The 19,822-nt window shown below is 62.6% G+C and carries 19 protein-coding genes; 5 read left to right on the forward strand and 14 right to left on the reverse strand.

Annotation, left to right across the window (positions count from 1 at the left end; translation table 11 throughout):
• Positions 1-10 precede the first annotated feature (10 nt).
• The 6 genes from MRY17_RS02835 to cbiE all read right to left on the reverse strand — a co-directional run bounded on the left by MRY17_RS02835 (position 11) and on the right by cbiE (position 3,875).
• Positions 11-493, reverse strand: a complete 483-nt coding sequence (locus MRY17_RS02835) for a copper chaperone PCu(A)C (protein ID WP_191956845.1) — start codon at positions 491-493, stop codon at positions 11-13.
• Positions 494-539: 46 nt separating this feature from the next.
• Entirely contained in the window at positions 540-932 is a 393-nt protein-coding gene (locus MRY17_RS02840; RefSeq protein ID WP_243353266.1) for a DUF2946 domain-containing protein, read from the reverse strand.
• Positions 933-1,229: 297 nt separating this feature from the next.
• A complete protein-coding gene (locus tag MRY17_RS02845) occupies positions 1,230-1,553 on the reverse strand; it encodes a DNA-binding protein (protein WP_124425569.1) in 324 nt (107 codons plus the stop codon).
• A gap of 5 nt (positions 1,554-1,558) precedes the next feature.
• Positions 1,559-1,891, reverse strand: coding sequence for a type II toxin-antitoxin system RelE/ParE family toxin (locus MRY17_RS02850; protein WP_124431329.1), 333 nt, complete (start codon positions 1,889-1,891; stop codon positions 1,559-1,561).
• 56 nt (positions 1,892-1,947) lie between these two features.
• On the reverse strand, positions 1,948-2,673 hold the full coding sequence (locus MRY17_RS02855) for a cobalt-precorrin-6A reductase (protein WP_243353267.1): 726 nt from the start codon (positions 2,671-2,673) through the stop codon (positions 1,948-1,950).
• The gene (gene cbiE / locus MRY17_RS02860) at positions 2,670-3,875 is read right to left on the reverse strand and encodes a precorrin-6y C5,15-methyltransferase (decarboxylating) subunit CbiE (protein ID WP_191953139.1); all 1,206 of its coding nucleotides are present in this window, start codon (positions 3,873-3,875) and stop codon (positions 2,670-2,672) included. Before cbiE ends, MRY17_RS02855 begins: the two co-directional genes overlap by 4 nt.
• A gap of 38 nt (positions 3,876-3,913) precedes the next feature.
• Between cbiE and cobG the strand changes: the two genes are divergently transcribed.
• The 5 genes from cobG (at position 3,914) to MRY17_RS02885 (ending at position 9,264) form a co-directional block, all read left to right on the forward strand.
• Positions 3,914-5,260 (forward strand): precorrin-3B synthase, encoded by a 1,347-nt coding sequence (gene cobG, locus MRY17_RS02865; RefSeq protein WP_243353268.1) that lies wholly within the window; start codon positions 3,914-3,916, stop codon positions 5,258-5,260.
• Positions 5,253-5,879 carry a precorrin-8X methylmutase gene (locus tag MRY17_RS02870; RefSeq protein ID WP_181284864.1) on the forward strand — a complete coding sequence of 209 codons (627 nt, stop codon included), beginning with the start codon at positions 5,253-5,255 and terminating at the stop codon, positions 5,877-5,879. Before cobG ends, MRY17_RS02870 begins: the two co-directional genes overlap by 8 nt.
• Positions 5,876-6,610, forward strand: coding sequence for a precorrin-2 C(20)-methyltransferase (locus MRY17_RS02875; RefSeq protein ID WP_375154675.1), 735 nt, complete (start codon positions 5,876-5,878; stop codon positions 6,608-6,610). The genes MRY17_RS02870 and MRY17_RS02875 overlap by 4 nt, the downstream gene beginning before the upstream one ends.
• Positions 6,610-8,247: a precorrin-3B C(17)-methyltransferase gene (gene cobJ / locus MRY17_RS02880; RefSeq protein WP_243353269.1), complete on the forward strand. Its 1,638-nt coding sequence runs from the start codon at positions 6,610-6,612 to the stop codon at positions 8,245-8,247. The genes MRY17_RS02875 and cobJ overlap by 1 nt, the downstream gene beginning before the upstream one ends.
• Before the next feature lie 237 nt (positions 8,248-8,484).
• A complete protein-coding gene (locus MRY17_RS02885; RefSeq protein WP_181284862.1) occupies positions 8,485-9,264 on the forward strand; it encodes a hypothetical protein in 780 nt (259 codons plus the stop codon).
• Here the strand turns inward: MRY17_RS02885 and MRY17_RS02890 are convergent.
• The 8 genes from MRY17_RS02890 to prmA form a co-directional block, all read right to left on the reverse strand.
• Positions 9,261-9,857 carry a MarC family protein gene (locus MRY17_RS02890; protein ID WP_065883442.1) on the reverse strand — a complete coding sequence of 199 codons (597 nt, stop codon included), beginning with the start codon at positions 9,855-9,857 and terminating at the stop codon, positions 9,261-9,263. The two genes, MRY17_RS02885 and MRY17_RS02890, sit on opposite strands and share 4 nt — an antisense overlap.
• Positions 9,858-10,036: 179 nt before the next feature.
• Entirely contained in the window at positions 10,037-12,808 is a 2,772-nt protein-coding gene (locus MRY17_RS02895; RefSeq protein WP_191953135.1) for a hybrid sensor histidine kinase/response regulator, read from the reverse strand.
• Between the two features lie 101 nt (positions 12,809-12,909).
• Complete coding sequence (gene purD, locus MRY17_RS02900) at positions 12,910-14,202, reverse strand: phosphoribosylamine--glycine ligase (RefSeq protein ID WP_181284683.1); 1,293 nt, start codon at positions 14,200-14,202, stop codon at positions 12,910-12,912.
• Between the two features lie 137 nt (positions 14,203-14,339).
• On the reverse strand, positions 14,340-15,947 hold the full coding sequence (gene purH / locus MRY17_RS02905; RefSeq protein WP_181284682.1) for a bifunctional phosphoribosylaminoimidazolecarboxamide formyltransferase/IMP cyclohydrolase: 1,608 nt from the start codon (positions 15,945-15,947) through the stop codon (positions 14,340-14,342).
• Between the two features lie 81 nt (positions 15,948-16,028).
• A complete protein-coding gene (gene fis, locus MRY17_RS02910) occupies positions 16,029-16,349 on the reverse strand; it encodes a DNA-binding transcriptional regulator Fis (RefSeq protein ID WP_003221275.1) in 321 nt (106 codons plus the stop codon).
• Positions 16,346-17,359: a tRNA dihydrouridine synthase DusB gene (gene dusB, locus MRY17_RS02915; protein WP_191953134.1), complete on the reverse strand. Its 1,014-nt coding sequence runs from the start codon at positions 17,357-17,359 to the stop codon at positions 16,346-16,348. Before dusB ends, fis begins: the two co-directional genes overlap by 4 nt.
• Positions 17,360-17,544: 185 nt before the next feature.
• Positions 17,545-18,756, reverse strand: a complete 1,212-nt coding sequence (locus MRY17_RS02920; protein WP_243353270.1) for a DUF3426 domain-containing protein — start codon at positions 18,754-18,756, stop codon at positions 17,545-17,547.
• Between the two features lie 30 nt (positions 18,757-18,786).
• Positions 18,787-19,665, reverse strand: coding sequence for a 50S ribosomal protein L11 methyltransferase (gene prmA / locus MRY17_RS02925; protein ID WP_243353271.1), 879 nt, complete (start codon positions 19,663-19,665; stop codon positions 18,787-18,789).
• Positions 19,666-19,822 lie beyond the last annotated feature (157 nt).

Below are 19,822 nucleotides of genomic sequence, written 5' to 3' on the forward strand. Positions count from 1 at the left end.
GAGTGTCTGCCTACTGGGCGTGTTTATGCGCGTGGCTGGCCATCGGCGGCACTTTTTGCACCGATACCTCCACCTCGACCTTGCCGGCCTTTTCAAAGGTCAGGGTCAGCGGGAATTGCTTGCCGTCGGCCAAGAGGCTGCGGTCTTTGATGCCCAGCAACATCACGTGGTAGGCCATGGGCGCGAAGGTCAACTCGCCTTTGGCCGGTACGGCGACGCTGGGTACCTGTCGCATTTTCATCAGGTCGCCCTGCATGACGTGTTCATGCAGTTCGGCTTTTTCCGCCAGGGGCGTCTCGGCACTGAGCAGGCGATCCGGGGTGGCGCCTGTGTTATGAATCACAAAGTACGCCGCGATGGTGGGAGCATTGGGCGGCAACTCCTGGGACCAGGGATCGCTGACCAGCAAGTCGCCGGCCTTGTAGTCTTCGGCATTGGCAGCACTGAACACCGGCAGCAGCAACGCCGCCAGAAGCAGGGAAGATTTAAGCATGGCAGTTCTCCGGAACGGTTTTAAACGCAGTCACTTGCGAAGAAGATCAGACCATTGGAGAGGCGCGGGGGTTAAGGCTCGGCCATTGCCGGCGCGGGGTGGGATTTTGCAATGAGCGCGGCGGCAGGCTCTGTACCGCCTCCAAGCGCATCACATACAACTGCGGCACATGCCCCGGCAACGCCACCAGCGACGCCGAGCCCGAGCAACACCAGCAATGCTGCATGGCGGAGTGATCGTCCGGCGCTGCCGGGATTTCCAGCTGGCCCAGGGCAATGACCTTCAGGCTGGCGCCATTGGACGAACAGAACCCGCCCCATATCAGGCGTTTGACCGGGTCATCGGCTTGCTGCATCGCACTGGCCAACGGCATGGCAAACGCATTGAACAGCACTGCAAGGCAGGCGATCCAGGCAATTGCAAAGCGTTGACGGGCCATGGCGGATAATCCGTAGGGTTAAACGATCAGGGGGGTATTTAGCCTGATCGGGGGGGATAAGTAAAAACGCGCGGTGTGGTGTGGTGTCGCAGTGCTGGAATTGAGGATAGACGGGTAATCGAGTGGATGCCGATCTTCAAGACCACGCAGGTCAAATGTGGGAGGGGGCTTGCTCCCGATTGCGGTGTGTCAGCTAACGAGTTGCTGGCTGAACCACTGTAATCGGGGGCAAGCCCCCTCCCACATTGGATAGGTGGAGTTTAGAGAGTGGTGATTGTCTGTAGCACCGCTGATGAATTATGCAGTGGGAACTCCGTGCACCTGCATGTCGACACCTAAAGCTTTTCTGATCACTGCAAAAATCGCGGCGAGGTTATCCATGCTTGGGTTACCGCTGGCTGAGAGCATTCGGTGCAGGCTTTTACTCGGTTTGGCAGTTCCTTTCGCAAGTCCTTCAAAGCCCACTGTGGCGTTGACCAAATCACGCAGAATCACGCGGGAAATTTCCGGCTCACCGTTGAGAAACAGAGTAGCAGCCTCGTCGAGAAGAGCTTGGGCAAATGCAGGGTCGCGCTGGGCACGTTCAGCGATGGTGTGCTTGTAGCTGCGGGTTAACGCCATGCTGGTTACCTCTTTTGTTTCAATTTCTTGTCACGCTGATGCTCACTGATCAGCGACTTAACGATTTTGATATCGCGCTTTTGACTGGACTTGTCCCCGCCACCGAACAGGACAATTAATCGGTTACCTTCCTGTATCAGATAGATTCTCAGGCCTGGTCCCCAATCGATGCGGTATTCACCGAACCCGTCGCACCACTTGATGTTGCTGGTGTTGCCCATTTCAAGTCGAACCAAGGCGGTTGAGACTCTGGTTGCCGCCGGCACACTCAATGATGAAAACCACTCATCGAAGGGGCTGGACAGGTTGTCGCGCCGATATTCTTCAATCTCAATCATTAGCCGTCCTGAAGGTAACAAATAGGTTACTTATCAAGCAAGCGAGAGATCCTGACTTATCGAATGAAATTTGCCAACGCATTGAGTGTTTCTTCAGGCGACAGGAGTTCACGGTCTACCTGAGCCAACACCGGCCGCTTCAACACCAGCACCGGCACCCCTCGCTCCCGCGCCACTTCCAGCTTTGGCTCGGTGGCGGTACTGCCGCTGTTCTTGCTGATCAGCACATCAATCCTGCGCCGTTCGAATAAAGCCCGCTCGTCCTCGATCAGAAACGGCCCCCGCGCGCCGATTACTTCACAGCGCTCATTGCCCGGGTACACGTCCAGCGCGCGCAACGTCCAGAACTGGTCGGCGGGGATTTCATCGAGATGCTGCAACGGTTCGCGACCCAAGGTGAACAGCGGGCGCTTGAAGGGCTTCAACGCCTCTACCAACTCGGCCCAGCCGGACACTTCGCGCCAATCATCCCCCGCCTGCGGCTGCCACGCCGGACGTCGCAACGCCCAGCACGGCACGCCGCACAACCGTGCAGCCCGGGCCGCGTTGTGGCTGATCTGCGCCGCATACGGATGGGTGGCATCGAGGATCAGGCTGATGCGTTCATCGCGAACAAACTGGGCCAAGCCTTCAGCGCCTCCATAACCGCCGACTCGAACCTGGCACGTCAGGTCGGTCGGCACACGGCCCACACCGGCCAAACTGTAGATATGCTCCGGCCCCAACGTGCTGGCAATGGCCAGCGCTTCCGTCACGCCGCCCAGCAACAGAATCCTTTTCATAGCGGCTTGATCACTTCCAGCAGCGTGATCGGCAGCGCCTGGCGCCAGGTATCGAACTCGCCCAATGGCTGCGCCTGGGCCACATGGATGCGGGTCAGCTCGCCGCCGTGCTCCGCGCGCCAGTTCATCAAGGTCATTTCGCTTTGCAGGGTCACGGCGTTGGCGACCAACCGTCCACCGGGCCGCAATTGTTGCCAGCAGGTATCGAGCACGCCGTCACGGGTGACGCCGCCGCCGATGAAGATGGCGTCGGGGACCGGCAGGCCGTGCAACGCGTCCGGGGCTTGGCCGCGAATCAGGTGCAGGCCGGGCACGCCGAGGGCGTCGCGATTGTGTTCGATCAGGCCTTGGCGGCCTATGTCGGCCTCTATCGCCAGCGCACGGCAGCTGGGATGCGTGCGCATCCATTCGATGCCGATGGACCCGCTGCCTGCGCCCACATCCCACAGCAGTTCGCCGGGCATCGGCGCGAGGCGGGCGAGGGTCATGGCGCGCACATCGCGTTTGGTCAGTTGGCCGTCGTGCTGGAACGCCGAGTCCGGCAGGCCTGCCAGGCGCGACAGAGGTGGCGTGTCGCTGGAGGCCAGGCAATCGATGGCGACCAGGTTCAGATCGGCAGTGCCGAGGTGTCGCCAGTCTGCGGCCAGGCCGTCCAGGCGCCGCTCCTTGGCGCCGCCCAGGTGTTCAAACACCGTCAATCGGCTGGGCCCAAACCCCGCCTGCGTCAATAACGCGGCAATCAACGCAGGGCTGCCACCATCATTGCTCAGCACCAACAAGCGCACACCGCTGGCCAGGTGCGCGTTGATTGCCGCAAAGGGGCGGGCCACCACGGATATCGTCACCACGTCCTGCAGCGGCCAACCCAAGCGCGCCGCCGCCAGGGACACCGACGACGGCGCGGGCAAAATCAATAATTCTTCAGCCGCCACCTGCCGGGCCAGGCTGGCGCCGACGCCATAAAACATCGGATCTCCGCTGGCCAGTACGCACACCGGTTCGCCGCGCTTCGCCAGCACCGGCTCCAGGGAAAACGGGCTCGGCCACAGCTGGCGCTCGCCACGAATACACAGTGGCAACAGGTCCAACTGGCGTTGGCCGCCTATAATCCGCGTGGCGCGCAACAGGGCGTGCCGAGCATTCCTGCCCAGGCCCTTGAAGCCGTCTTCACCGATGCCTACAACCGTCAGCCAGGGCGACATAGCAATTCCTTGAACGACATCCGACGGGCAGGCTTTTCATGCCGCCGGACAAAGCAGGCATAATACCGCGCCTTTACCCGTCAACCGGTAGCCCCGTGAACCCAACGCCCGCTCTGAATACCTTGCGCCCCTCGGCTTGTCCGGGGTTGCTGCGTATTGTCCAGGCGTTGGACGGCGGCATTTGCCGGGTCAAACTGGCCGGTGGTTCGATCACCGCAGCCCAGGCCAACGCCGTGGCGGACGCGGCCCAGGCGTACGCGAGGGGGGTGATCGAAGCAACCAACCGCGCCAACCTGCAGATTCGCGGAATCGGCGCCGAGCAGGACGCCCTGATCGCAATGCTGCTGGCGGCCGGTCTCGGCCCGAGCACTGCGGCCGGTGATGACGTGCGTAACCTGATGCTCAGCCCCAGCGCCGGCATCGATCCGCAGATGCTGTTCGACACGCGCCCGCTGGCGGCGCAGATTCTCGCCACGTTGGAAACTCATCCGCGTTTTCATCAATTGTCGGCCAAGTTTGCTATACAGCTGGACGGCGGCGAGGCCCTGGCGATGCTCGAACATCATCACGACCTGTGGCTGTCGGCGTTTGTGCGCGATGGCAAGACGTTATTCGCGTTCGGCCTGGCCGGGTGCCCGGGGCTGGATGCGCCGGTGGCGGCAGTACCGCTGGACCAGGGCCATGCGCTGGTGGTGGCGGTGCTGGAGGCCTTTCTCGACCTGGCGATACCCGAACAGACGCGTATGCGCCATCTGCCTGTGGATAAGTTATTGAGCCGCCTGAGCCTGCCGCTGCGGTCGGCGCAAGGCTTCAAACGCCCGGCCAATGGTGCGTTGCTGCACATCGGAAGTTATCCCCAGTCGCAGAAAAATCAGTTCTATGTCGCGGCAGTCGCGCCACTGGGCCGCCTGGATTCGCTGATGCTCCAGGGCGTCGCGAAGCTGGCCAGCGAGTACGGCGATGGCACCTTGCGCTTCACGCCCTGGCAGGGCGTGCTGCTGCCCAACATTGAACGCCCTGGCGCCGTGACTGAACGCTTGGCGCAACTGGGCTTTCTCTGCTCAATCAACCAGCCCCTGGCACGCATGATCGCCTGCACCGGGTCCAGCGGCTGCGGCAAAGGCCTGGCCGATACCAAGGCCGACGCAGTACAACTGGCCGCCCTGCAACCGGGGGTTGAGGTGCACCTGTCCGGTTGCCCGCGCTCCTGCGCCGCCGCGCACACCGCGCCGGCCACCTTACTGGCGGTGAGCCCCGGCCACTACGACCTCTATTTTCGCGACGCCGCCCATCCGGGTTTTGGCCGGCTGCACGCGTGCACTCTTTCCATTGAAGCGGCGGGCGCCCTGTTACGCGCTCGCCCACGGAGCAACACCGATGATTGATTACATCCGCGACGGTCAGGAGATCTATCGCAACTCCTTCGCCATTATTCGCGCGGAAGCCAACCTGGACCGCATCCCGGCGGATCTGGAAAAGCTCGCGGTGCGGGTGATTCATGCCTGCGGCATGGTTGAGGCCATCGACGGTCTGCAGTTTTCCGAAGGCGCGGGCAAGGCCGGGCGCGAAGCGCTTGCGGCGGGCGCGCCGATTTTATGCGATGCGCGGATGGTCTCCGAAGGCGTGACCCGTACGCGCCTGCCGGCCCATAACGAGGTGATCTGCACCCTGCGCGACGACAGCGTGCCTGAGCTCGCGCGGGAGCTGGGCAACACCCGTTCCGCCGCCGCCCTGGAATTGTGGCGCCCGCACCTGGCGGGCAGTGTGGTGGTGATCGGCAACGCGCCGACGGCTTTGTTCTACCTGCTGGAAATGCTTGACGCCGGCGCGCCGAAACCGGCGTTGATCCTGGGGTTCCCGGTGGGTTTCGTCGGCGCGGCCGAATCCAAGGCGATGCTCGCCGCCGACAGCCGTGGCGTACCGTTCGTGATCATGCAGGGCCGTCTGGGCGGCAGCGCCATGGCCGCCGCCGCCGTCAATGCGCTCGCCACGGAGGTCGAATGATGCACGCACGCGGACGTCTGATCGGCCTGGGCGTAGGGCCCGGCGACCCTGAGCTGATAACCGTCAAAGCCCTGCGCCTGCTGCGCGAGTCGCCGGTGGTGGCGTACTTCGTGGCCAAGGGCAAGAAGGGCAATGCGTTCGGCATCATCGAGGATCATCTGGTGCCGCAACAGACCCTGATGCCACTGGTGTACCCGGTGACCACCGAGGCGCTGCCGGCGCCGCTGTCCTATGAGCAAGTGATCAGCGACTTCTACGACACCGCCAGCGTCGACGTGGCCGCGCACCTGGATGCGGGTCGCGATGTGGCGGTGATCTGCGAAGGCGACCCGTTCTTCTACGGCTCCTACATGTACCTGCATGACCGCCTTGCCGAGCGCTATGAAGCGCAGGTCATCCCGGGCGTGTGTTCGATGCTGGGCGGCGCTTCGGTATTGGGCGCGCCGCTGGTGTATCGCAACCAGAGCCTGTCGGTGCTGTCGGGCGTGTTGCCGCACGACGACCTCAAGCGCCGGCTGGCGGACGCCGACGCGGCGGTGATCATGAAGCTGGGGCGCAATTTCCCCAAGGTGCGTCAGGTACTGGAAGAACTCGGTCTGGCCGGGCGCGCGCTGTACGTGGAACGCGCCACCATGGCCAATCAGAAAATCGTGCCGCTGGACCAGGTGGAGCCGATGTCGTCACCGTATTTCTCGTTGATCATCGTGCCCGGTGAACGGTGGCAAGGTTGATGAGCCCGGCGATTGTCATTCTGGGACAGGGCAGCCTGGCGACGGCGCGCAAGCTCCAGCAGCTTTACCCGGCTGCGCTGATCCACGGCCTGACCGGTCGGGTCGACGGTGCGGACCAGGGCTACAGCGAATTCGGCGCCACACTGCGCCAGCTCTACCAGCAGGGCACACCGCTGATTGCGCTGTGCGCCGCCGGCATTGTTATCCGTACCCTCGCACCGCTGTTGCTCGAAAAAGGTGAGGAGCCGGCGGTGCTGGCCGTTGCCGAAGACGGCAGCGCCGTGGTGCCGTTGCTGGGGGGGCTGGGCGGTGTGAATGTGATGGCGCGTGAGATTGCCGCCGCGTTGGGCGTGGCGGCGGCGATCACCACCAGCGGCGAGCTGCGCTTTGGCACCTGCCTGCTCAACCCGCCCAAGGGCTATGAGTTGGCGGACCTGGAGGTGGGCAAGCGCTTTGTCTCGGACCTGCTGGCCGGTGAAAGCGTGCGCATTGAAGGCGCGGCGCCCTGGCTTGCGCAGGCCAACTTGCCGCAGGACCCGCACGCCCGTCTGGCGATTCATGTGGGCAGTGCCGAGCGTACGCCCGCCGCCAACGAATTGCTGATCTATCCGAAGACGGTGTGCGCCACCTGCAAGCCAGGTGTGCACTTGGCGGTACGTGTGCGCAGCGCCTTGCATGAGGCGGGCATTGCCGTGCAATCGCTGGCGTGCCTGCTCGCCAGCGACCTGCAGATGGCCGAAGCGTCGCTGCATGAGGCCGCGTTGGAACTGGGCGTACCGCTGCGGTTTGCCAGGGTCGAGCCACAGGCGGATATCACCCTGAGCGTCGCCGAGCAACCTCTGGACGTGTCACAGGTCGGCCGCCCACGCGGTCGCCTTGCCGTGATCGGGCTGGGCCCCGGTGCTGCCGAGTTGATGGTGCCAGCGGTCAAGGCCGAGTTGGCGCGCTGCACCGATGTGCTTGGCTACGAAACCTATGTGCGCATGGCCGGGCCGTTCCGGGATGATCAGGTGCAGCATTGCACGGACAACCGTGAAGAAATGCAGCGCGCCCGTCACGCCTTCGAACTGGCCGCCCAGGGGCGCTCGGTGGTGGTGGTGTCGTCCGGCGATCCGGGTGTTTTCGCGATGGCCGCCGCAGTGATCGAGGCGTTGCACGATGCCACGGACCCGGCCTGGCATCAGGTCGACCTGGAAATCCTGCCGGGGGTTTCTGCCTCCCTGGCTACTGCCGCCCAGGCCGGTGCGCCCCTGGGGCATGACTTCTGTGTGATGTCGCTGTCGGACAACCTCAAGCCGTGGTCGATCATCGAAAAACGTCTGGACCTCGCGTCCCAGGCCGACCTGGCCCTGGCGTTCTACAACCCGATTTCCCGTGCGCGGCCATGGCAACTGGGGCGTGCGCTGGAGATCGTCGCACAGCACCGCACCCCGCAGACACCGGTGGTGCTGGGCCGTGATATCGGTCGTCCCGGCCAGACGCTGCGCGTCACCACGCTGGGGCAGCTCACCCCGGACCAGGTGGACATGCGCACCATGGTGCTGGTCGGTTCATCCACCACCTGCACCTTTGCGCGTGCCGGTGGCGGCGAGTGGGTGTACACACCGCGCTGGTACGGCGATAAGCCCGCCTCCTGAAAACAGCTCGACGGTGGCGCGAAAGCTCCGAATGACACAGGGATTTTCCTGCTGTCGTTCGGGCCTTTTTCTTTTTTTTACGACGAAACAACCAGACCCATCGTTCATGCCGCGTCATTGCGGGCCGACGCATTTTGCGGTGCCGCGCCAAGGGATGTTTGTCGTCTGGAAAGCCTGTCAGTGAGTGGACTAGTGTGGTTACAAGCCCCGAGTCGGGGTGTACGTGGAGAATTGCAAATGGAGCGACACCATAGAAGGATCAACAGTACAAAACGGCGCAAGCTGATTGCCGCTTACAAGTTACCGGGTGCGCCAGGCGCGCCTGCGACTTTACCGCTGGACACCGAAGATGACTGCAACGCGGCAGTGGTCAACAACGGCGTGATTTCTTTTGCCGAGGGGGTGTCCGGGCTTAACCGCGAGTACATCCGTAAAAGTTACCTGCTGGCGAGCAGTTATGTGAGCGATGTATTGAAGGTGCATCGGGGTACCGAGGCCTGGTACGACGAATTTATCAACGTCATGGTCAGCCTCGGCTGGCTGCCGCTGCGCAGAAGTTTCGAGCGCGTTTCACGCGCCGGCAAGGGGCTGACGGTGCAACTGGCAGCGCTGAATATCATCAGCGTGATGCTCGCCTCGATGTCGCTGTCAGGGTCGCTGCTCAGCCTGCTGCCGAAACTGGCCGCGGATGCGCTGGAGGCCATGAAGCAACAGCCGGCATCGTTCGATTTGTTCAAGCGCAACAGCAGCGTGCACGAAGGCGGTGACTTCGGCGTGGCCTCCTGTGCTGAAACCAATGGCGAAGTCATGATGGTATTGGTGACCTACAGCAGCCACGGCGTGAGCAGACAGGTGGGGTTGCCATTTCTTGAATGGGACAGTTCATCGTTCGAGGCCTTCAGCGGGCAGACCTGCCTGGTGCTCAATACCTCGGTGGTCAACGAAAAGACCCTTCAACTGATGCGCGACAGTGCGGGTGACAAGGTGCAGTCGGCCATTGCCAAATACCGGATCTAGGTCACCAGGTAGCCACGAACCCCGGTAAAGATAATCTGCGCGGCCAGGGCGCACACGAACAGGCCCATCAACCGGCTGACGATCTGCAAGCCCTGGTCGCCAAGAATGCGTTCGATCCGATTGGACAGGTACAGCACCACGCCCACCGTGAGACTGGCCAGGGCGATGCTGAGGATGGCGGTGAGCTTGTCGTCCCAATGGGGCTGGCTCACCCCCATCACCAGCAACGCACCGATGGTGCCGGGGCCGACCGTGAGCGGGATGGTCAGCGGCACGATGGTCACGTCCTGCTGCACGTTGTCGGTCTGCACCGCTGACTTGCCCTGAGCCATGCCCAGGGCGGAGATGAACAGCACGCTGCCGGCGCCGATGCGGAACGCGTCCACGGTGATGCCGAACACACTGAAAATCACCCGGCCGAACAGGTACAGCAGCACGCTCGATACCAGCGTCGCCAACGCGACTTTCCAGGCCAGGCGCCGCCGCTCCTTGCTGGAATAGCCGCGGGTCAGGCTGATAAAGCAGGACAGCACGAAGAACGGGCTGTAGAGCACCAGCATCTTCAGATAAACGCTGAATAACACGTGGAGCATGGGGGGACTCGCGGGCGGTGGAAGTGTGGAGGAGTCTATCAGGCGCAAGAGATCAAATGTGGGAGGGGGCTTGCCCCCGATTGCAGTGTGACAGTCAGCTTATTTGTCACTGACCCACCGCTATCGGGGGCAAGCCCCCTCCCACATGTGATCACCCATACCACTTGATTGCATTTCAATTAGGACGGAGTGTGTTCCGGGCGTTGCTGACGCTGCGCCACCCAAAATTCCACCAGCTCGCGCAACTGCGACAGCTCCACCGGCTTGGCCATATGCCCGTCCATTCCGGCCTGGCGCGCGCGTTCTTTATGTTCCGAGAGAATGTGCGCCGTGAGCGCCACCACCGGCGTGCGCACACGTTGATGGCTGACTTCCCATGCACGTAGCTGCTGGGTGGCGGAGAAGCCATCGAGGATCGGCATTTCACAGTCCATCAGCACCAGGTCATAGCGCTGGGCTTTCATCGCCTCCAACGCTTCTTCGCCGTTGCTGGCGGTGTCCGGGTTGAGGTTGAGCTTGCCGAGCATGCCGCGTATTACTTTGGTGGAAATGCTGTTGTCCTCGGCCACCAGAATGCGGAAGTCGCTGGGCACGGTAATGGCTACCGGCGCGGCGGGGGTGGGACGAGGGTGGGTTACGCCTTTGCTGCGCTGGGTCAGTTCATCGGCCAGGGTGGTCTTGAGCGTATAGCCGGCCACCGGTTTGGCGAGGATGCGTTTGATCCCGCAGTTGCGCGCAATGATCTTGCTCGGCGCGTTGCTGATGCCGGTGAGCATGATCAGCAGGATATCGTGATTCAGGCTCGGGTCTTCCTTGATCTTGGCCGCCAGTTGCATGCCGGTCATGCCTGGCATGTTCTGGTCCAGCAGCACCACATCGAAGTAATCGCGCAGGTGCGCCTTGGTGCGCAGCAGGGCCAGGGCTTCTTTGCCGGAAGCCACGGCGCTGACGTTCAGGCCCCAGGCCGAACATTGCTGCAGCAGCACCTTGCGACAGGTGTCGTTGTCGTCCACCACCAGTACGCGTGCGTCCTTGAGCGGGCCGTCGAGATCAGAGGTCGGGTGCTCGAGGCGTTCCGGGTCCAGAGGCAGGGTCAGCCACAGGGTGCTGCCCTGGTGACTGCCGCTCTTGACGCCGAATTCGCCGTTCATCAACAGGATCAACTGGCGTGCGATCACCAGGCCCAGGTGGCCGCTCAAGCGTGTCGCCGAAAGGAAGTTCTTGCTGTGCAGTTCGCTGTGCAACAGGGCATCGCGCTCGGCGGCTTCCATCGGCACGCCGCTGTCTTGCACTGCAATGCGCAGGCGTGGCTGGGTGCTGCGTTCATCGAGGGCAACGACGATCAGCACTTCGCCCTCGTCGGTTTTGTGCAGGGCGTTTTCCAGCAGGCTCAGCAACGCCTGGCGCAGGCGTGTCGGGTCACCGCTGATCACGCGCGGTACCTGAGGCTGGATGAAGCTGATCAGCTCGACATTCTGCTGCTCGGCCTTGGCGCGGAAGATGCTCAGGCAGTCGTCGATCAGCGCGTTGAGGTCGAACTGCACATCATCGAGTTCGATCTGCCCCGACTCGAGCTTGGAGATGTCGAGTATTTCGTTGATCAGCGTGAGCAACTCGTTACCGGCGCTGTGGATGGTCTGCACGTAGTCGCGTTGTTTCACCGACAACGGCGTGCCCAGCAGCAATTCGGTCATGCCCAGCACGCCGTTCATGGGGGTGCGGATTTCGTGACTGATCTTCGCCAGGAACTCGGCCTTGGCCGCGATTTCGGCGTTGCTCGCAGCCAGGTCGCGGCTGAGGCTGAAGCGCGTTTCGACAATGGCGCGCTGGCGCTCGCCCAGGGCCAGGCTCATCAACAGGCCGCTGATGCAGATGAAACTCAGCAGGGTGACGATCAGGCCTTGGGGCGCCAACAACGTGAGGCCGAGCAGGGCGGGAAGAATGATCAGCGTGCCAATGTTGAACACCACCATCCCCGCCACGAACAGGCGCGCCGGACGATAGCCTTTTTGCCAGTGATAGGCCGAGACAAACAACATGCTCAGGCCGGCCAGCGCCACCAGGGCATAGGTGATGATGTTCAGCGGCAGGGTGTTGACGAACAACAGCAGCAGCCCACACAGCACGATCAACAATATGTCGGCCATCAACAGTTTGTTCAGCGGGTGCGGGCCCAGGGGCATGAAGAAGCGATAGGCAAACATCAGCCCGCACGGTGCGGTCAGCAGCAAGGCCAGGTATGCGCCAGGGGTCTGGATCGCGTGCCAGTTGGGCAGCCACGGACCGACCACGTTGAGCAACAGCGCCAGGCTGAGCATCAACAGGAACTCGCACGCGGCCAGCCACAGGCTGCTGCGCGAGCGGTGATAGGCGAAGCGCGTGAGGTTATGCAGGATCAGCATCAGCAGCACGCCGAACAGCAAGCCGTAGACCAGCGTCTGGTTCTGGTTGGCGGCGGCCAGTACGGCGGGCTCCAGGGTGATGAAAGGGCGTAGCTCGTGTTCCGACACCAGGCGCAGGTAAACTTCAAGCGGGCGCTGGCTCTGGGGCATCGGCAGCATGAAGTCACTGCTGGGCAGCGGGCGTTCGGCCTGGGGCTGGCGCGTGCCGGTGGTTTGCTGTTCCACCAGCGTATCGCCGTCCAGCACATACAGGCTCAGGTTCGACAGGTCCGGGGCGAACACCCGCAGCACTTGTTCATGCTTGCCCGGTTGCAGCTTGAAGCGTACCCACAACGCACCGTCCGGCGGCGCGGCGGTAATCCGGTCCAGTTCGATGGGGCTGAATTGATTGGTGTAGCGCGAGGATCGAATGTCGCTCAGTTGCAGGTCGGCCTGATCATCGAGCAATACTGCCCAACCACTGCCTTGCGCCGCGGCTTGGGCCGGGACCAGGCAGAGCAGGGTCAGCAGACTGACGGTAAAACCTAAGGCGATCCTGAGCCAGCGCACGGCGAAATCCCTTCGTAGGTGAATGCACGGGTTAACTATGCGCGGGGCGGCATGAGTACGGCAAGGGCCAGAGGCCCTTACCTACCCGAACGGATAGCTACTCAGTTGCTCTCGCCGCGTTCACGGGCAATGGCGCGGTAACCGATGTCGGTGCGGTAGAAACAGCCTTTCCAGTCGATTTTCGCGGCCAGCTTGTACGCCTGTTGCTGAGCGGCGTCGACGCTGGCACCCATTGCGGTGGCGCACAGCACGCGGCCGCCGGCGGTGACGACCTTGCCGTCCTTCAACGCAGTACCGGCATGAAACACCTTGCCTTCCAGCGCTGCGGCCGCGTCCAGGCCCTCGATCACATCGCCCTTGGCGTAGTCGGCAGGGTAACCGCCGGCCGCGAGCACGATGCCGACGCTTGGGCGTGGGTCCCACTGTGCTTCGACCTTGTCCAGGGCCTGGGCCAGCGCGGCTTCTACCAGCAGCACCAGGCTCGACTGCAGGCGCAGCATCACCGGTTGGGTTTCCGGATCGCCAAAGCGGCAGTTGAACTCGATGACTTTCGGGTTGCCCGCTTTGTCGATCATCAGGCCGGCATAGAGGAAACCGGTGTAGACGTTGCCTTCGTCGGCCATGCCGCGCACGGTCGGCCAGATCACCAGGTCCATTACGCGCTGATGTACATCGGCGGTCACCACCGGAGCCGGGGAGTAAGCGCCCATACCGCCGGTGTTCGGGCCGCTGTCGCCGTTGCCGACGCGCTTGTGGTCCTGGCTGGTGGCCATCGGCAGAACGTTCTTGCCGTCGACCATCACGATGAAGCTGGCTTCTTCGCCGTCGAGGAATTCCTCGATCACCACGCGCGAACCGGCGTCACCAAAGGCATTGCCGGCGAGCATGTCGCGCACGGCATCCTCGGCTTCCTGCAGGGTCATGGCGACGATCACGCCTTTACCGGCGGCCAGGCCGTCGGCCTTGATCACGATCGGCGCACCTTTTTCACGCAGGTAAGCCAGGGCCGGTTCGATCTCGGTGAAGTTCTGGTAGTCGGCGGTCGGAATCTTGTGGCGCGCCAGGAAGTCCTTGGTGAACGCCTTGGAACCTTCGAGCTGGGCGGCGCCAGCGGTAGGGCCGAAGCAGTCCAGGCCACGGCTGCGGAACAGGTCGACAACGCCGGCCACCAGCGGCACTTCCGGGCCGACGATGGTCAGGGAGACGTTCTTTTCGGCAAAGTCCGCCAGTTGCTCGAGCGCCAGCACGTCGATGGCGACGTTTTCGCACTTGGCTTCAATGGCGGTACCGGCGTTGCCGGGCGCAACGAAGACTTTCCGGACCCGTGGGTCCTGGGCAACTTTCCAGGCCAGGGCGTGTTCACGGCCACCGCTGCCAATGATCAAAACATTCATTTCAAAAACCTCAAATTCTGTAGGCGTCGCAAGAACGCTTTATGTGGGAGGGGGCTTGCCCCCGATTGCGGTGCGTCAGATAGGGATCAGTTGACTGACACACTGTCATCGGGGGCAAGCCCCCTCCCACATTTGGATCAGTGGCGGAAGTGGCGCATGCCGGTGAAGACCATCGCAATGCCGGCTTCATCAGCGGCGGCGATGACTTCAGCATCACGCATCGAACCACCCGGTTGGATCACGGCGGTCACGCCGGCTTTTGCGGCATTGTCCAGGCCATCGCGGAACGGGAAGAACGCATCGGAAGCCATCACGGAGCCAACCACCTGCAAGCCGGCGTGTTCAGCCTTGATCGCGGCGATACGCGCCGAGTTCACACGGCTCATCTGGCCGGCGCCGACACCGATGGTCTGGCGGTTCTTGGCGTAGACGATGGCGTTGGACTTGACGTATTTGGCCACTTTCCAGGCAAAGATCAGGTCGTTGATCTCTTGCTCGGTAGGTGCGCGTTTGGTCACGACTTTCAGGTCTTCGCTGCCGATCATGCCGATGTCGCGGCTCTGTACCAGCAAGCCGCCATTGACGCGTTTGTAGTCCCAGGCAGCGGCGCGGTCAGCCGACCATTCACCGCAGGCCAGCAGACGCACATTGGCCTTGGCCGCGACGATGGCGCGGGCCTCTTCGCTGACGCTTGGCGCGATGATCACTTCGACGAACTGACGCTCGACGATCGCCTTGGCGGTCTCGGCATCCAGTTCACGGTTGAAGGCAATGATGCCGCCGAACGCCGATTCGGTGTCGGTGGCGTAGGCCAGTTCGTAGGCCTGGCGGATCCCGCCTTCGGCGTCCGGGCTCACGGCCACGCCGCACGGGTTGGCGTGCTTGACGATCACGCAGGCCGGCTTGACGAAGCTCTTCACGCATTCCAGCGCGGCGTCGGTGTCGGCCACGTTGTTGTAGGACAGCTCTTTGCCTTGCAGTTGGGTCGCGGTGGCGATGCCGACTTCGGCCGGTTTTGCCTCCACGTAGAACGCCGCGCTCTGGTGCGGGTTCTCGCCGTAGCGCATTTCCTGGGCCTTGATGAACTGGCTGTTGAAGGTACGCGGGAACTGGCTGCGGCCTTCGGTGGAGAGTGTTTCAGCGGCCTGGTTCACGGTGCCCATGTAGTTGGCGATCATGCCGTCGTAGGCAGCGGTGTGTTCGAACGCCTTGAGCATCAGGTCGAAGCGCTGGGCGTAGGTCAGGCCGCCGGCTTTCAGGTTGTCCAGGATGTTGGCGTAGTCGCCGGCATTGACCACGATGGCCACGTCTTTGTGGTTCTTGGCGGCCGAGCGGACCATGGTCGGGCCGCCGATATCGATGTTTTCGATGGCGGTCGGCAGGTCGCAGCCTGGCTTGTTGATGGTGGCTTCGAACGGGTAGAGGTTGACGGCCACCAGGTCGATCGGCTTGATGCCGTGCTCGGTCATGATGGCGTCGTCGATGCCGCGACGGCCGAGGATGCCGCCGTGAATTTTCGGGTGCAGGGTCTTGACCCGACCGTCCATCATTTCCGCGAAACCGGTGTAGTCCGCGACTTCCACTGCGGCCACGCCGTTGTCCTGCAGCAGTTTGAAGGTCCCGCCCGTGGAGAGGATTTCCACGCCCAGGGCTTCCAGCTCCCGGGCAAATTCGAGGATCCCGGTCTTGTCGGAAACACTGATCAAGGCGCGGCGGATCGGCAGGCGGGTAGTCTGGTCGGTCATCTCAATTTCCATCAAAAGCAAAGGAGTCAGCAAAAAAGGCGACCGTTTTTACGCGGGCGCCTTTCTGGTTTGATTGAATGCTTACAGCAAATCGTACTGCTTGAGCTTTTTGCGCAAGGTGCCACGATTGAGGCCCAGCAGCTCACTGGCTTTGGTCTGGTTGCCCTTGACGTAGTTCATCACGCTTTCGAGCAAGGGCGCCTCGACTTCGGAGAGCACCAGGTTGTACACGTCCGTGACGGAAGCACCCTCGAGGTGGGCGAAATAATTGTGCAGCGCCTTCTCGACACTCCCGCGAAGGGTCTGGCCTTCTTCGCTCGGCGTGTTGAGGTGCTGTTTCAAATTGACGTTGTCGCTCACGGGTGCTGTTCCACTCACTAAAGTCTCGGTCATCATCGTCATGCGGCCACCCCCTCTCCATCCCCTGTTCCCAGGCTCTTGTCACGTTCGGCGAAGAACTCACGAACGGTGGCGACCTGTGCCTGCGTGTCATCCAAACGGTTGAACTGAGCGCGAAATTCCTTGGCGCCCGGCAAGGTGGCGAGGTACCAGCCGACATGCTTGCGAGCAATGCGTACGCCCATCACATCCCCATAGAAGGCGTGCAGGGCGGCCAGATGCTCCAGCAGAATACGTTCCACCTCGGTCAGTCCTGGTGCCGGCAACACGTCGCCGGTACGCAGAAAATGCTCGATTTCACGGAAAATCCATGGCCGCCCCTGGGCGGCCCGGCCGATCAACAAGCCGTCGGCACCGGTGGCGTGCAGCACGCGCCGGGCTTTCTCGGCTGAATCGATATCGCCATTGGCAAACACCGGCATCGACACTGTCTGCTTGATCGCGGCAATGGTGTCGTACTCGGCTTCCCCGGTATAAAGATCGGCGCGGGTGCGGCCATGCACCGCCAGCGCTGCAATACCCGCCTGTTCGGCGATCTTTGCCACCGTCAGGCCATTTTTGTTGTCCCGGTCCCAACCGGTGCGAATCTTCAGGGTCACCGGCACATCGACTGCGGCGACAACGGCCTGCAGGATCTCGGCAACCAACCGCTCATCTTTCAACAGGGCGGAACCGGCTGCCTTGTTGCAGACCTTCTTGGCCGGGCAACCCATGTTGATATCAATAATCTGCGCGCCCAGCTCCACATTGGCACGCGCCGCATCCGCCAGCATCTGCGCATCACCGCCGGCGATCTGCACCGAGCGTGGCTCGGGATCACCTTCGTGGATCATGCGCATCCGCGACTTGCGGGTGTTCCACAAACTCATGTCGCTGGTGACCATTTCAGAGACTACTAGACCCGCGCCCAAACGTTTGCAGAGCTGACGAAAGGGCTGGTCGGTGACGCCCGCCATCGGGGCGAGGATCAAGCCGTTGTGCAATGTATATGGGCCGATGCGTACCGCCGACATAGGACTTCCCTGTTGTGGGGCCGGATCATTAGAGTTCGAAAAAGGGTTGGCATGATACCCGCTCTCGATGACTGGTTAAAGGCTGAATTGGATAAAATCTGAACAGTTATTTTTTTATCGCCATCGGTTTGGTTGACGCTTGCGCAGTCAATAATCCGCCGTCAAACCCCGGTTGCGGCGTGGCCTCATTCGGGCGAATGGAAGCTCAGGCTGTAATTCACGGCTTTGTTGCCGGGGTCGAGGATGTCCAGGGAGATGTGGATCGGTACCTGCGACGGCATTTCGCTGACCCCGGCCAATTCGCCGCTGAGGTATTCGGCGGGCTTGAAGCGCCGACTGGCGATCAGGCCGCCGTTCAGGTCGGCAAAGCGCAATTCCAGCAGCGGGAAGGGCTGGGAGAAGGTGGCGCGGTTGTAGATGATCGCATCCACCACCAGGGCGCCGGCGAACTCCGGGTGGCTGCGCACTACCAGGTTGCTGCTCTTGATGTGGGCGATGTCGACCCGGGATGGCACGCTGCAGCCCAGCGTCGGGCACAGTTGCTGGAACCACGGGCGGTAGGCGTCCTGGCGGGCCAGTTCGTCGAACTGATAGGCGATGTACTGGCCTGCCAGGCCGGCGGCAGCGAGCAGCACCAGCACGATCCAGATCAGGCGGCGACTCCAGCCTGACGGGCGCTTCTGCGCATACAGGTGCAGCGGATCGTCTTCCAGGTCCTGGAACAGGTCGTCGTGGGCGCTGGAGTCGGCGCGCACGCGCTTGCGCCGCGATTGCGCACGCTCGTCGATTGGGTCTGCCGCCGGGGTCAGGGGCGTGAAGGGTGGGTCTGGGTCATCGTCATCGTGCGGGGTCTCGCGCAGTGGCGGCTCGTCGTCGATATCGTCGGTGTGAAAGGACATGGACGGTTCGGTGCGTGCGCTCGGCGCAGGCTCCGCTTCGGCGGGCAGGTCGCGTTCTTGCGGTGGCTCGCTGAACAAACTGGCGGCCCACTTTTCTTCTTCGGCCTTGACCGTACCGCGGCTGGCGCTGAGGGCGTCGTCCTTGTGCCGACGGTCGGGCCCGGGCTGGCGGCGTTCGGCGCCGACGGGCTGAGTGTGCTGAATCTCGCGGCGCTCGAGTTTGGCCAGTTCTTCGTCCAGATCCAGGTTGTCGAGGTCCAGCTCTTCGGCCGTCCACTGCTTCTGGCTGATGGCGCGTGGCGCTTCGGGAGTGGGCTCAAGTGCAGGGGTCTGTTCAGGCTGCATTTGCGCTCGTTGCTCCAGCAACTGGCGAGCGGCGTTGAACACTTGCAGGCACGAGCCGCAGCGCACCACACCGCGGGCCACGCTCAATTGAGCGTGGTTGACGCGAAAGCGCGACTGGCAATGCGGACACTGGGTGACGAAACTGTCGGTCATGCGGCCATCCGATTCAGACAAGCGCTCATTCTAGCGCCGACGTCCACTGATGCGTACCCAACCGTCACGGTTGGCGATGGGGTCCAGCTCGAAATCCCTGGCGTAGGCGGTAGCCACGTCTTCACCCTGCTCGGCGAGGATGCCCGACAGCGCCAGGCGGCCACCCGGCCTGACCAGCCCCGACAGTTGCGGTGCCAGCGAAACCAGCGGGCCGGCGAGAATGTTGGCAACCAGCACATCGGCCTGTACCTGCGGCAGGTCCTCAGGCAGATAGAGTGGGAATTTGCTTTCAGGAATGTGGTTGCGCCCGGCGTTGTCGCGGGACGCTTCCAGCGCTTGCACGTCGATATCGGTACCCACGGCCTTTTTGGCACCCAGCAGCAGGGCGGCGATGGCCAGGATTCCCGAGCCGCAGCCGAAGTCGAGCACGTTGCAGTCGCTCAGGTCCTGGCCGTCCAGCCATTCCAGGCACAACGCGGTGGTGGGGTGAGTGCCGGTGCCGAACGCCAGGCCCGGGTCCAGCAGCAGATTGACGGCCTCCGGCTCGGGTGCGGCGTGCCAGCTCGGTACGATCCACAGGCGCTGGCCGAAACGCATGGGCTGGAAGTTATCCATCCAGCTGCGCTCCCAGTCCTGGTCTTCGATCACTTCGCTGTGATGCTCGGGCAGCGGGCCGCCGGTGAGCAACTCCATATGCGCCAGCACGGAGGCGGCATCGGTGCCGTCTTCGAACAGGGCCAGCAGATGGGTGTGGGACCACAGCGGCGTGGTGTTGAGTTCCGGTTCGAAGATCGGCTGGTCTTCGGCGTCCATGAAGGTCACGGACACGGCGCCGACTTCGAGGAAAGCGTCTTCGTAGGTTTCGGCTTGTTCCGGGCTGATGGCGAGACGGACTTGCAGCCAAGGCATGGCGGGCACCTTTGAATAAATGAGTGTGCAGCGAGTAGCCGCGAAAGCGCGCAAGTTTACGCGAGCGCACGGCAGAAGACGACATTACTGAATGAATGCGGACCAAATGTGGGAGGGGGCTTGCCCCCGATTGCAGTGTGTCAGTCTCAATATCTGT

Source organism: Pseudomonas orientalis, assembly GCF_022807995.1.
Lineage (GTDB): Bacteria > Pseudomonadota > Gammaproteobacteria > Pseudomonadales > Pseudomonadaceae > Aquipseudomonas > Aquipseudomonas orientalis_B.

Excerpts from the sequence above, each read along its gene's own strand:
- purD (WP_181284683.1), bottom strand. The coding sequence starts at position 14,202 with ATGAATGTTTTGATCATTGGCAGCGGTGGCCGTGAACACGCCCTGGCC.
- MRY17_RS02850 (WP_124431329.1), bottom strand. The coding sequence starts at position 1,891 with ATGATTGAGATTGAAGAATATCGGCGCGACAACCTGTCCAGCCCCTTC.
- fis (WP_003221275.1), bottom strand. The coding sequence starts at position 16,349 with ATGACGATGATGACCGAGACTTTAGTGAGTGGAACAGCACCCGTGAGC.
- cobG (WP_243353268.1), top strand. The coding sequence starts at position 3,914 with ATGCCGCCGGACAAAGCAGGCATAATACCGCGCCTTTACCCGTCAACC.
- MRY17_RS02870 (WP_181284864.1), top strand. The coding sequence starts at position 5,253 with ATGATTGATTACATCCGCGACGGTCAGGAGATCTATCGCAACTCCTTC.
- MRY17_RS02835 (WP_191956845.1), bottom strand. The coding sequence starts at position 493 with ATGCTTAAATCTTCCCTGCTTCTGGCGGCGTTGCTGCTGCCGGTGTTC.
- purH (WP_181284682.1), bottom strand. The coding sequence starts at position 15,947 with ATGACCGACCAGACTACCCGCCTGCCGATCCGCCGCGCCTTGATCAGT.
- MRY17_RS02885 (WP_181284862.1), top strand. The coding sequence starts at position 8,485 with ATGGAGCGACACCATAGAAGGATCAACAGTACAAAACGGCGCAAGCTG.
- MRY17_RS02875 (WP_375154675.1), top strand. The coding sequence starts at position 5,876 with ATGATGCACGCACGCGGACGTCTGATCGGCCTGGGCGTAGGGCCCGGC.
- MRY17_RS02855 (WP_243353267.1), bottom strand. The coding sequence starts at position 2,673 with ATGAAAAGGATTCTGTTGCTGGGCGGCGTGACGGAAGCGCTGGCCATT.
- dusB (WP_191953134.1), bottom strand. The coding sequence starts at position 17,359 with ATGTCGGCGGTACGCATCGGCCCATATACATTGCACAACGGCTTGATC.
- MRY17_RS02920 (WP_243353270.1), bottom strand. The coding sequence starts at position 18,756 with ATGACCGACAGTTTCGTCACCCAGTGTCCGCATTGCCAGTCGCGCTTT.
- MRY17_RS02840 (WP_243353266.1), bottom strand. The coding sequence starts at position 932 with ATGGCCCGTCAACGCTTTGCAATTGCCTGGATCGCCTGCCTTGCAGTG.
- cobJ (WP_243353269.1), top strand. The coding sequence starts at position 6,610 with ATGAGCCCGGCGATTGTCATTCTGGGACAGGGCAGCCTGGCGACGGCG.
- prmA (WP_243353271.1), bottom strand. The coding sequence starts at position 19,665 with ATGCCTTGGCTGCAAGTCCGTCTCGCCATCAGCCCGGAACAAGCCGAA.
- cbiE (WP_191953139.1), bottom strand. The coding sequence starts at position 3,875 with ATGTCGCCCTGGCTGACGGTTGTAGGCATCGGTGAAGACGGCTTCAAG.
- MRY17_RS02890 (WP_065883442.1), bottom strand. The coding sequence starts at position 9,857 with ATGCTCCACGTGTTATTCAGCGTTTATCTGAAGATGCTGGTGCTCTAC.
- MRY17_RS02845 (WP_124425569.1), bottom strand. The coding sequence starts at position 1,553 with ATGGCGTTAACCCGCAGCTACAAGCACACCATCGCTGAACGTGCCCAG.